Source organism: Prevotella sp. P4-119 (genome assembly GCF_002251345.1).
In the GTDB taxonomy this organism is placed as follows: Bacteria; Bacteroidota; Bacteroidia; order Bacteroidales; family Bacteroidaceae; genus Prevotella.
In genome coordinates this window covers 75,777-88,698 of the sequence record NZ_NPJB01000103.1, presented here as the reverse complement: position 1 = coordinate 88,698, position 12,922 = coordinate 75,777, and the positions used below count along the sequence as shown (strand labels likewise).

General features: G+C 48.3%; 10 protein-coding genes. 5 read left to right on the top strand and 5 right to left on the bottom strand.

Annotated elements, in window-relative coordinates; genetic code table 11:
• Positions 1-1,072 precede the first annotated feature (1,072 nt).
• From CIK89_RS12985 to rpmH, 5 genes are all read right to left on the bottom strand, one after another.
• Positions 1,073-2,242, bottom strand: coding sequence for an acyltransferase (locus tag CIK89_RS12985; RefSeq protein ID WP_094391777.1), 1,170 nt, complete (start codon positions 2,240-2,242; stop codon positions 1,073-1,075).
• Positions 2,243-2,252: 10 nt separating this feature from the next.
• Positions 2,253-3,242, bottom strand: coding sequence for a D-alanine--D-alanine ligase (locus tag CIK89_RS12980; RefSeq protein WP_094391783.1), 990 nt, complete (start codon positions 3,240-3,242; stop codon positions 2,253-2,255).
• 15 nt (positions 3,243-3,257) lie between these two features.
• Positions 3,258-4,379, bottom strand: coding sequence for an RluA family pseudouridine synthase (locus CIK89_RS12975; protein WP_254046687.1), 1,122 nt, complete (start codon positions 4,377-4,379; stop codon positions 3,258-3,260).
• A gap of 33 nt (positions 4,380-4,412) precedes the next feature.
• A complete protein-coding gene (locus CIK89_RS12970) occupies positions 4,413-5,075 on the bottom strand; it encodes a PASTA domain-containing protein (RefSeq protein ID WP_094391776.1) in 663 nt (220 codons plus the stop codon).
• A gap of 138 nt (positions 5,076-5,213) precedes the next feature.
• Positions 5,214-5,369, bottom strand: a complete 156-nt coding sequence (gene rpmH / locus CIK89_RS12965) for a 50S ribosomal protein L34 (RefSeq protein ID WP_094391775.1) — start codon at positions 5,367-5,369, stop codon at positions 5,214-5,216.
• Positions 5,370-5,561: 192 nt separating this feature from the next.
• Between rpmH and efp the strand changes: the two genes are divergently transcribed.
• The 5 genes from efp to CIK89_RS12940 all read left to right on the top strand — a co-directional run bounded on the left by efp (position 5,562) and on the right by CIK89_RS12940 (position 12,867).
• Entirely contained in the window at positions 5,562-6,128 is a 567-nt protein-coding gene (gene efp, locus CIK89_RS12960; RefSeq protein WP_094391774.1) for an elongation factor P, read from the top strand.
• Positions 6,129-7,166 carry a glycosyltransferase family 2 protein gene (locus CIK89_RS12955; protein WP_094391773.1) on the top strand — a complete coding sequence of 346 codons (1,038 nt, stop codon included), beginning with the start codon at positions 6,129-6,131 and terminating at the stop codon, positions 7,164-7,166.
• Positions 7,167-7,191: 25 nt separating this feature from the next.
• Entirely contained in the window at positions 7,192-7,881 is a 690-nt protein-coding gene (radC, locus tag CIK89_RS12950; protein ID WP_094391772.1) for a DNA repair protein RadC, read from the top strand.
• Between the two features lie 524 nt (positions 7,882-8,405).
• On the top strand, positions 8,406-10,745 hold the full coding sequence (locus tag CIK89_RS12945) for a DUF3943 domain-containing protein (RefSeq protein ID WP_254046686.1): 2,340 nt from the start codon (positions 8,406-8,408) through the stop codon (positions 10,743-10,745).
• A 118-nt stretch (positions 10,746-10,863) separates the two neighbouring features.
• The gene (locus CIK89_RS12940) at positions 10,864-12,867 is read left to right on the top strand and encodes a heavy metal translocating P-type ATPase (protein WP_094391770.1); all 2,004 of its coding nucleotides are present in this window, start codon (positions 10,864-10,866) and stop codon (positions 12,865-12,867) included.
• Positions 12,868-12,922: the final 55 nt, after the last annotated feature.

Below are 12,922 nucleotides of genomic sequence, written 5' to 3'. Positions count from 1 at the left end.
TCCTAAAAATCGACGGTTCGTAAATTCACCCAAGACTGTACTCATAAAAGTAAGTCTCGCTTCTTGTACTACTACTTCTCTGTTTTATGTAAATCTTTCAAAGAACTCTTCCTTCAGTGCTTGTCAGGTGTTGTATTCCTGAAAGCGGATGCAAAGGTACGGCTTTTTTCTGAACTACCAAACTTTTTCGAGAAAAAAAATGCAGATTGCATGAAACTTTTTTGCAGAGATTGATTTCTGTCAAGCCGCAAAACGGAAACTCCTTATTTATTATATATAAAGGACGTGTGGACGCGCACAAATCTTTTTCTTCATTTCCGATGGCTGAAAAAGCACCTGAAACGCACCAATGCCGCTATTCCTGAATTCCGTTTTTAGAGGGAAGCTTTGCGGAAATGTGCAAAAAACGGTGCGGTTGGAGAAGAGAAAATGAAAGTCATGATGATAAAATGATCAAGTCAGGGTTGCTTGAACGAAATGCTCATTTGACTTTGTAAGATGAGAATCTTGAGGCATTACGCACGCATGCACACACGCACGTGAGGTAGCAAAAATCGAACATTCGAACACCTTCGTTGGATAACAAGCTTTGAAACATGACGTTATCGTGGTGTTCGAAATGTATTGAGAAAGCGTTATAGAACATCAATTGAACAACAATCGGACACAAGCCGAACGGCAATCGAATACAAGCCGAACGACTATCGAATACCAATCGAACACGATCCGGATACTAATCATACGTCTGAAAGATGATATATAGAGTTGCCCAAGAGATCTGGAGACTACGAAAGAATATCCAGGGAGCTGTGAAAGACTATCCAGAGAGTTGTGAAAGAATATCCAAGAAGGTACATAAGAATATCCAAGAAACTGGGGAAAACCACTGAGAAGTCGGCGTTTGAATATCTGAAAATGACATTCAAACCATCTGGAAATCTTTTTCCTTCATTATATTGAAGTGATGGAGGTCGTATGATAGAAAAAAGAAATCTCTGAGGTTTTCTTCGGAAAGAAGCCCCAGAGATTTCCGTTTATTATATGTCATGCGCCAACTTATAGCTGCTGCAGTTTACTCCGCTTTGGCTTTGAGATAGTTGCGCAATGGATTTGCATACATGGTAAGCATGCGTTCCCGTAGGAATTTCTCGTCAGGATTAGCGATTTTCACCTTCTCCAATTGACCTTTGAGATAGTCTTCGAATCGTTTTTTGTCCGCCTCGGTATAATGTTGTGCATATTTTTTTGTTCCTTCCAACTCATCGAGTGCGATGTAATTGCAGGGGAACAGACAATAATTAGCATGTAGTTCACGGTCAATACGCTTACTGAGTGCTGCAAAAAACTCCGTTTTTGGCAGATCACCGAGTTCGTCGATCCATGTATTGATGGGTGCTGCACAATGATAATGCACACGTCCCTTATATCCAAAGATACCTGTTTTCATGTTATCGAGATCATCCTGGCGACTTTTCTTGAATGCCGGATTATCACGTTTCTGCTGAAATTCCTGTGCTTTAAGATAATCGCATGGGTCGAACTCATAGCTGATGGTGAGTGGAACGATATTGATTTCACGGAGGCTATCGATAGGTTTCCCCTCGCCTCCCATTGCCAACATCTTCAGTACAGAATCCTGCGTACGGTCGTCAGAATCCTTTGCTCTTCCTTCACGCTGTGCGATCCAGATATTTTCATGCTTTTGTGTTACCGCATAATGTATATATCTGCTCATGATTTGGCTAGAGCGCAACATCTCTTTTGGCGTGAGTCCCCGTCTGACCGTAAACGCCTTGTTCATGCGCACCAACCTTTTTATCCATGGGTAAATCAGGAGGTTATCGCCGATACCTATTTCCACGGTAGTAGGATATCCCGTTTTTACAAGCATGACGTCGAGTAGCGCCGAGTCGAGTACGATGTCTCTATGGTTGCTGACAAATGTATATCGGAGACTGAAATCGCGTGGCAAACAGTTATCATCGAATGTGCATCCGTCCGTATACTTCCGTATGATATGTCGCACGATAGGTTTCATAAACCTTTTCTGGAAGTCGAGTGGCGACTTAACCCCAATGAAAGCCATTTTCAGCACAGCGTTTCTCAATGATTTAGGCAGCCACGGCACGATGCCACGTAGCATGGTCGAGAATTGTCTGTCAGCAAGCAATTCATTGAAAGCCTGTTGCACTTCTCCCGTATCATAGGGTCTTATCTCGTCGAATTCAGCAGGAATAGCCATAATATTCGTATCAGAATTGGTTTTCAACAATATCGGTGAGCACGTCGCTCATTTTGAGTCCCGCAGCCTTAACCTGTTGCGGTATGAAGCTGGTAGGTGTCATTCCAGGAGTTGTATTCACTTCGAGCATAGAAATTTTTCCCTCCTTAGAGATGATATAGTCAATGCGTATGATGCCATTGCAGTGCAGAATATCATAGATATGACTGGTAATTTCTTTAACGCGACGTGTCACATCTTCTGACAGACGGGCAGGTGTAATCTCCTGTACCTGTCCATTATACTTAGCATCATAGTCGAAAAATTCGTTTGTTGTCACGACTTCTGTAGCAGGAAACACAACCGATTTCTCTTTAGTCTTATATACACCGATAGAAATCTCGGTACCTTCCAGATACTGTTCGACCATCACTTCCGAGCTTTCCATCATAGCTTTTCTGATAGCAGGAGCCAGTTGGTCACGGTTTTTCACTTTGGAGACACCGAATGACGATCCATCAGCAGCCGGTTTTACGAAGCATGGCATTCCGATACGCGCCTCAATTTCCTCGTCAGACACCAGTTCTTCATATTCTTGTCTGATGAGCAGGGAATCAGCCACGCTCACTCCGTATCCTTTGAGATACTGGTTGAGCACAAACTTATCGAAAGTCATAGCCTCAACGAGCACGCCACTTGTACTGTATGGCACCCCCACGAGGTCGAAATATCCCTGCATGATACCGTTTTCTCCCGGTGTTCCATGAATGGTGATATAGGCATAATCGAATGTTTTAGCCTTTCCGTTTTCCACAAAAGAAAAGTCGTTACGGTCGATGCGCGCAGTAGTTCCGTCGGGCAGTTCCACATTCCAGTTCTGTCCTTTTACATCGACGATATATACATTATACCGCTCTTTGTCGAAAAACGAAAAGAGTCCTTGTGCTGAGCGCAGCGATACGTCGTGTTCTGAAGAGTCGCCACCGCATACGATGGCGATGTCACGTTTCAAATTGTTGATCATTCGTGTATGTTGTTATATTGTTTGTTGTTCCGGTTTCATATATTTGCGCCATTTTTCAATCAGCGCCTCCATATCAGCTGCCAATGGCGAATTGAAGTCCATTTGCTGTTTGGTGACAGGATGCACAAATCCGAGTGTGCGTGCGTGTAGCGCTTGCCTTCCACATATTTTGAAGCAGTTTTGTATAAACGCCTTATAGGATGCAGAGCGTTCACCTCTTAGTATTTCCATTCCGCCATATCGTTCATCTCCGAAGAGCGGGTGTCCTATATGTTTCATGTGTGCACGTATCTGGTGTGTTCTCCCAGTTTCGAGTCTGCATTCGACGAGTGTCACATACCCGAATCGCTCCAGTACCCGATAGTGTGTGACCGCCGTTTTACCGATATCTCCGCCTGGTGTGAATACCGCCATGCGCAGTCTATCCTTCGGATCGCGTCCTATATTTCCCTCTATGCGTCCACTGTCTTCGGTAAGGTTTCCCCATACGAGTGCATTATAACTTCTGTGTGTATCGTGATTGAAGAACTGGGCACCGAGTTCTGTCTTTGCCTCTGGTGTTTTAGCCACGACGAGGAGTCCGCTTGTATCTTTATCTATACGGTGTACGAGTCCCACAGCGGGGTCGTTGGGGTCGTATGTCGGCAGATCCCGCAAGTGCCATGCTATGGCATTGACGAGTGTTCCTGTAAAATTTCCACATCCCGGATGCACCACGAGTCCTGCTGGTTTGTTGACCACCATCAGTTGGTCGTCCTCATATACCACATCGATTGGTATGTTTTCCGGCACGATTGACGTATCATGGTGTGGCCTGTCGAGCATCAGCGTGATGATATCACCCGGTCTGACCTTATAGTTACTTTTGACAGGATTGCCGTTCACATGTACATATCCCGCATCGGCAGCCTTCTGTATTCTGTTTCTGGACGAGTGCTGCACATGTTCCGACATATATTTGTCGATTCTCACGGGCACTTGTCCTTTATCGACTTCCATGCGCAAATGCTCATACAGTCCGTCGTCAGAAGGTCCGCCGTTGCTCCCTTGTTGGTCCGCATCGAGTCCGAAATCGTCATCCATTTCGATTTCGTCGTATCCTATTTCGTTTATTTCGTTGCTTTTATCTTTCATTACAGTCGTTATATCGGCGTTGGCGGTCAATGGTTATGGTGCTGTCACTTCTTGAAAATCATCGACATCTCCCCCACTTTGTGTTTCGTTGCCATATCCGGCATCGGGTCCCACATAGTTTATATCTACATCTTGGTCATCGTAGGTACCTTTTCCCACCATGAGTGTGAGTGGATATTCTATGGAGATGCGGTCTCCATTAGCCACTCTTCTTCCTCTGCAGAGTATGCCATAGACCCAATCTTTCTCTCCTGCTACTTTTTTTGCAGGCAGCACATTGAATCCGAGCGATTTGAGCTTCGCCTCAGCTTCTCTGTAGCTTGAGTTGTCAACAATGTCTGGTATTTCTATTGTAGGCGACGATGGCGAGTTGACCGTGACATAGATGACGCGGCCTTCTTTCACCTTTGTGCCATAGTCTGGGCTTTGTGCGAGAATGCAGTTGGCAGGCAGAGTCTTGACATAGCCAGAGTCGCTGACAGCAATTTTCAGTCCGTCTTGTTGCAGCAGTTGGTCTGCCTTGTTATAATCCATGTCTTTCAGGTCAGGCACGGGTATTCCCACTCCGTGCTTAGTATATATACTGAGTCCCACGTTGATGCCCACGACGATGAGTATGACCACTGCCGCCATAGCCAGCAGATGGAAGCACAGATAGGGACTGAACAGTTTTCCAAAGAATTCCTTGACGTTCATATATTATTAATAGGTGTAACCAATGGGCAAAAGTACGAAGAATAATCCATACTACCAAATGAATAAACAAAAAAAAGAGAGACAGCCTCATGGGTCGTCTCTCTATGTTCTTGTTTCGTCTCCTACTGAAACCGTCATTTACTTACCGTGATTCTCGTGAGATACGGTCAACTTCTTACGGCCCTTAGCGCGGCGTGAAGCCAGCACGCGACGACCATTCTTGCTTGCCATACGCTCGCGGAAACCATGCTTGTTCACGCGACGACGATTGTGAGGCTGAAATGTTCTTTTCATTGTCTTATTATATTTTTATTTTTGTTATTATTCCACAATTCGGGTTGCAAAATTACGCATTATTTTCGAAATACGCAAGTTTTATACGATTTTTAGCACATAAAAAGCCGTTTTTTTATATTTTCTTCGTAACTTTGCACCGCTTTTTACAAACTAAGCCATAAGAAGTTACAATTTTACAGATAAAACAATATGATTAAATCACAAGACATCAAGAAGGGCACCTGCATCCGCATGGATGGCAAGCTCTATTTCTGCATCGACTTCCTCCACGTGAAGCCAGGTAAAGGAAACACCATCATGCGTACTACTCTCAAGGATGTGGTAAGCGGTCGTGTATTGGAAAAGCGCTTCAACATCGGTGAAGCCCTTGAAGACGTTCGTGTGGAGCGTCGTCCCTACCAGTATCTTTATCAGGAAGGTGCTGACTACATTTTCATGAACCAAGAGACTTTCGACCAGATTCCCATTGCCAAGGATCTGATTACCGGTGTTGATTTCATGAAGGAGAGCGATATCGTAGAAGTTGTCAGCGACGCCGACACCAACACTATCCTCTTTGCCGAAATGCCTGTGAAGACCAATCTTCGCATCACTCACTCTGAGCCAGGCATCAAGGGCGATACCGCTACCAATGCTACCAAGCCTGCTACACTGGAGACTGGTGTAGAGATTCGCGTTCCCCTGTTTATTGACGAGGGTGACCTCGTACAGGTTGACACCCGCGACGGCAGTTACTTGAACCGCGTAAAGGAGTAAATGAAATATTCCATCATCGTCCCCGTCTATAATCGCCCCGATGAGATAGGCGAGTTGCTTGAGAGTCTTTGCTCTCAAACAGAGACCGATTTTGAGGTAATTGTAGTAGAGGACGGATCCCAAATCCCATGCAAGGATGTTTGCGAGAAATTCGCAAGCATCCTTGATTTGCATTATTACAATAAGGAAAACAGCGGTCCCGGCATGAGCCGCAACTATGGTGCTGAGCGATCTGCAGGCGATTATATCATCGTGCTCGACTCCGATGTGGTATTGCCCGACGGCTATCTTGCTGCCATCAACCGCGAGTTGAATCAGCATCCCGTCGATGCTTTCGGCGGTCCCGACGCTTCACATCCCTCGTTTACTGCCATCCAGAAGGCCATTTCCTACTCGATGACGAGTTTTTTTACCACCGGCGGCATCCGCGGTGGCAAAGCCAAACTCGACAAGTTCTATCCCCGTTCGTTCAACATGGGTATTCGTCGTGAGGTCTATGCACATCTGAATGGATTTGCCAAGATGCGTTTTGGCGAGGATATCGACTTCAGTTATCGCATAGTAGAAGCAGGCTATTCCACCCGACTCTTCCCCGAAGCATGGGTTTGGCATAAGCGCCGCACCGACTTCCGCAAGTTTTTCCGCCAGGTGTATAACAGCGGCATAGCACGCATCAATCTTGAGAAGCTCCATCCCGGCACGCTCAAATTAGTGCATCTGCTGCCTATGGTCTTCACCGTAGGCGTCATTGCCCTTATCCTTGCCAGCGCCGTAGGCCGTGCGCTGATGCACTATTGTCCCGAAGGCCAATGGCTGTGGCTGTTTGTCTGTCCGTGGATTCCCATCCTACTCTATTCACTCATCATTCTGATCGACTCCACCGTGTGCAACAAGAGTCTGAAGGTTGGCATCCTCAGTGTGCCCGCCGCCTTTGTCCAGCTTATGGGATATGGCTTCGGATTCATAGAGTCTTGGTGGAAGCGCTGTGTCAGAAAGCAAGACGAGTTTACGGCTTTCGAGAAGAATTTCTATAAATAAACTTACTCTGTCGAGTAGCATCCGTATGGACAAACTCAGCATCACCCAATGGGCAGAAGACGACCGACCGCGTGAAAAACTCATGCGACTGGGTCCCGAAGCATTGAGCAATGCCGAGCTCATGGCCATTCTCATCGGTTCGGGCACCCCTGAAGAGAGTGCCGTCGATCTGATGAAACGGGTGCTCAACGACTGTAACAACAACCTCAACACGCTGGGCAAGCGCAGCATTGCCCAACTCATGGAGTACAAAGGTGTGGGGCCTGCCAAGGCTGTCACCATTATGGCGGCATGCGAACTGGGCAAGCGCCGCCAGATGGAAAAGGCAGAAGTGCGTCCTAAGCTCGATTCGGCAGAGGCGATCTATCAATACATGCACCCCAAGATGCAAGACCTTGATGTGGAAGAGGCATGGGCATTGCTCATGAATCAGAATTTCAATCTCCTCAAGGCAGTGCGTCTCTCCCATGGCGGCATCAGCGAAACGGCGGTCGATGTGCGCATCATACTTAAAGAGGCCTTGCTTGCCAATGCCACTATAGTTGCCATCTGCCACAACCATCCCAGCAACAACCATCGCCCAAGTAGCAACGATGACCGCCTGACGGAACTGGTGAGAAAGGCTTGCCAGACCATGCGTATCTTCATGCTTGACCATATCATCATCACCGACGGACGTTATTATAGTTATCGAGAAGAGGGTCGTTTGTCTTGAATATCAGCCATATAGAATCATCGCGCAGCATACCTTTCTCAGCAATTTCAATGTATTTGCTCAGCAAATTCAATGAATTTACTCAGCAATTTCAATGAATTTGGTCAGCAAACTCAATGAATTTGCATCATCAACGAATATTTCGTTTACCTTCTATACATATCTTCAGACTACGTTGCGCAAGTTTCATAGCCTTGCAAAACAAATTACTTTCCTCAGCAAATCAATTTACTTTCCTCAGCAAATCAATTTACTTTGCTCGGCAAATCAATTTGTTTTCCTCGGCAAATCAATTTGATTTGCTAACAGATACGGCTTTCACATAACGGCAACGCGCTATTACTTAAAGATTTAGACTACGCTCTCAATACCTGTCATCGACTATGGTTAGTCGCATGATGCATATTCCCTTCCATGCAAAGCCTCATCAGCTTCAGCCTCAACGCTTAACCGCAATTACTAACAAAGTATAAAATGCGGAGGCAATCACGATGTTTATCCCGACAAATAGTTATATTTGCATCATGAAAACTACCATTTTCCATCACTTCAGCAAGATAGCCGCACTGGTCGTTGCCCTATGTGCAGCATGCGGGGCAAGCGCCCAAAACTATCCTATAGGTATTGTCAGTCACCAAGATTCCATGCGCTATGTGCAGTTTGGACTGGTGGCAAACATTGCCGACAGTTATGCCAACGGTGTGCAGTTCTCCCCCATTACCAATATGTCGGCGGCTCCTTTCCGAGGCATACAGCTCAGCGCCATCAGCAATATCGCTATGGGAGTGGAGAAAGGCATACAGCTGGGAGGTGCCCTCAACGTGTCGTCGGGATATATGCGCGGCATTCAGTTGGCTGCTGCCAACTATGCCGACTCGCTCAACGGTTCGCAGATAGGACTTATCAATGTGGCACTGGCACATCCAAGGGGATGGCAGGTGGGCATTGTCAACGTCACTCGCGACACCTTGGCACACAAGATAGGACTGGTCAATATCAATGCCAAGACCACCATCGACTATATGTTTTCTGCCGGATCGAGCACCAAGTTCAATGCTGCCGTGCGCTACCGCAACCGCAGCACCTATAACATTCTTGGTGCGGGAACCCACTATATGGGTCTCGACCGCGATTTCTCCGGTGCCATCTATTATCGCATCGGACAGTATTTCCACCTCACACCACGACTGACACTGAGTGGCGATGTGGGCTTCTACCATATAGAGACCTTCCAACACAAGGCCGACAAGCCTGAACGACTCTATTCCATACAGGCACGCATCAATGCCGACTACCAGTTGGGCAAGTATCTTGGTGCCTTTGTCTCCGTGGGTTATGGCGACACCCGATACTACAGCCACAACCGACACTACCGCAACCGCCCGCTCATCGAGGCAGGTCTGACCATACGCCACCAGCGTTCACAGCCGCAAGACATCTTCGACATCAGACGCAACGACGATGATATCATGGATCGCACAGATTCCATCATGGCACTGCCCCTCAAACCAAAACCTTGGCGAGCAGCTGTCGAAGCCACGGGCATCAACGTGTTTGTCCACTGTTTCGACCGTTTTGTGCTGGGCGAGGAATTTGCCAAAACCACGCTCAACTCCATTGGTCACAACATCCGCAACGGCTTTGTGTGGGACAACGACCAGTTTTCCACCAACCTTTTTGCCCATCCCTACCACGGCAACCTCTACTACAATGCCGCACGAAGCAATGGGCTCAACTTCTGGCAATCGGCTCCCTACTCCTTCTTTGGATCGCTCATGTGGGAAGTGGCAGGCGAGAAAGAACCGCCAGCCATCAACGATTTGATAGCTACAACCATGGGAGGCATCTGCATAGGAGAGGTGACACACCGCGTCAGCGACATCATTCTCGACGACCGCGCCTATGGTTTCCCGCGATTCCTGCGTGAGGCAGCAGCCACCATCATCAATCCCATCAAGGGTTTGAACCGCATCATCACGGGCGAAGCATGGCGCGTGAGGTCCACCCACTACCTGCACCACGACCGTGAGGCATTCCCCCTCGACTGTTCCATCAGTGTGGGCGACCGCTATCTGGCAGACAATGGTGCCATCTTCCGTGGCGAACACAATCCCTACGTCAATCTCTTTATGGAATACGGCGATGCCATGGATGGTGAAAACCACAACAAGCCCTACGATTTCTTTAGTGCTGAAGTGACCTTCGGACTCAGCAAAAACCAGCCCATCATCAACTCCTTGCACATTCTGGGACGTCTCTGGTCGGCACCGTTCAATTGGGGAAAATCCATGGATGTTGAGTTTGGCATCTATCAACACTTCAATTATTACGACTCGAAACCAGTGAAAAACGGGTCGGATCTCACCCCTTATCGCATCAGCGAAGCGGCATCGGTGGGACCGGGAGTCATCGTAGGATTTCCAAAGGTGGGAGCGCTGACGCGTCTCGAACAGCGCATTTTCCTCAGCGGCATACTGCTGGGCGGCACAAAGAGCGACTATTTCAATGTGATTGACCGCGACTACAACATGGGAAGCGGCTACAGCATCAAGGCCAAGACCCACATGGAGATAGGCAGGTTCGGCAGGTTCATCCTCAATGTGCATTATTTCCGCATCTTCACATGGAAGGGTTACGAGAATAAAGACCTCAGCACCATCGACCCGCTGTATCTCAATGCACAGGGAGACAAAGGCAATGCACACCTTCTGGTGGTCAGTCCGATGATAGAAATCGACTTGCCAAAGCGCTGGAGCCTATTGATGGCAAGTTCGTTTTTCGAGCGACAAACCCACTACAAATACTATGCCGACGTCAAGGCGAAGACCTTTGAAGTGAGAGCCGGACTTACCTATCATTTCTAATCCAACCGCCGTTTCTTGCAATCGGGTTGCAAGAAACAGCGGTTTTTCCATGTTTTCATATCATCGTGACACTGGTTTGTGTACCTTTGCCATCAGAAACAAACACGTATTATAATATATGGCACACGAACATCAACATCACAGTCACTGCAGCTGCAACTGTCATTCTGAGGCAGAAGCACACCATCATCATCACAATGAAGGTCAAGACCATCACCACCATCACGACCATAACAGCCTTCACCGACAACTGGCTGTCATCGCCACAACCATCATACTGCTCATCGGTGCGGTCTGCATAGAACATTATCTCACGTTGCCCACATGGCAACTGTTGCTCATTTATCTCGTGCCCTACCTCCTGGTGGGTCATAAAACGCTGGGCGAAGCCGCCGAAGGACTGCTCCATGGCGATGCGTTCAACGAGGATTTCCTCATGGCGATAGCCACTATCGGTGCGTTGTGTATCGGATTTCTGCCCGGTGCCGACACCGAATTTCCCGAAGCAGTATTCGTCATGCTGTTCTTCCAGATAGGCGAAATGTTTGAAGGCTATGCCGAAGGGCAGAGCCGCAAAAGCATTTCAAACCTCATGGACATACGCCCCGATGTGGCACACGTGGTGCGCAACGGTCAAACCGTCGATGCAAAACCGGAAGATGTGGCAGTAGGAGAAACCATCATCATCGCACCGGGCGAGAAAGTGCCCCTCGATGGAACGGTCTGCAAAGGCTCATCGGCACTCAACACCGTGGCACTAACGGGTGAAAGTGAACCGCGCGACATCCATGAAGGCGACGACATCACGTCGGGATGTATCAATCTCAGCGGTGTCATCAACGTCACTACGACCAAGACTTACGGCGACAGTACCGTGTCGAAAATCATCGATTTGGTGGAACATGCCAGCGACAACAAGTCGAAAAGCGAGGCTTTCATCACCCGCTTTGCACGCTATTACACCCCTGTAGTGGTCGTTGCTGCATTGATACTGGCGGTGGTTCCGCCACTCATTTCCGGCGATTTCATCGAAAACTTCCCCACATGGCTCTACCGCGCACTGATGTTCTTGGTGGTATCTTGCCCTTGCGCTCTCGTCATCAGCATTCCCCTCACCTTCTTTGGAGGCATCGGTGGAGCGTCGCGCCACGGCATACTGGTGAAAGGGGCATGCTATATGGATGCACTCGCCAACCTCCATACGGTGGTTTTCGATAAGACGGGCACCCTCACCCACGGTCAGTTTGCCGTAGAAGCGGTGCATCCCGACCATTTCAACGAGCGTCAACTGCTTCACCTCGCTGCCCACGTAGAGCATTTTTCCACCCATCCCATCGGAGCTGCCCTGCGTAATGCGTTCCCCGAAGAGGCTACCGACGGATGCCGCATCAGCCATGTGGAAGAAGTGGCAGGACAGGGCATTCGCGCACAGGTTGAGGACCACATCGTCTGTGTGGGCAATCAGCGCATGATGGAAGCCATAGGTGCACAGTGGCATCCATGCCATCACATCGGCACTATCATCCATGTGGCTATCGACGGACAGTATGCAGGCCACATCGTCATCAACGACCATATCAAGGACGACAGCATTGAAAGCATCAACAAACTCAAGCAGTTGGGCATCAAACGCACGGTCATGCTCACCGGCGACCGACAGGAAGTGGGACAACATGTAGCGGAGACACTTCATATAGATGAGTTTCACGCCGAACTCATGCCAGCCGATAAGGTGGCACATGTGGAACGGCTGATACAGGAAAAACCCGTCGATAAAGCCCTTGCCTTTGTGGGCGACGGTATCAACGATGCGCCCGTACTGGCACGAGCCGACGTGGGTATTGCCATGGGCGCACTGGGTAGCGATGCTGCCATAGAGGCTGCCGACGTGGTATTGATGGACGACCGACCTTCTAAGATTGCACTTGCCGTGAGCATTGCACGCCACACCATCGCCATAGCACGCCAGAATGTGGTGCTCGCCATTGGCATCAAGGTGGCTGTACTGCTATTGGCAACCTTCGGTATGGCTACACTTTGGATGGCTGTGTTTGCCGATGTGGGCGTCACCGTACTGGCGGTACTCAACGCCATGAGGGCACTGAGCGGAAAAAACAAATAAAAAAGAACGACTCTGTTTGGCACTCTGCCCACTATTTAGTAACTTTGCAGTCACT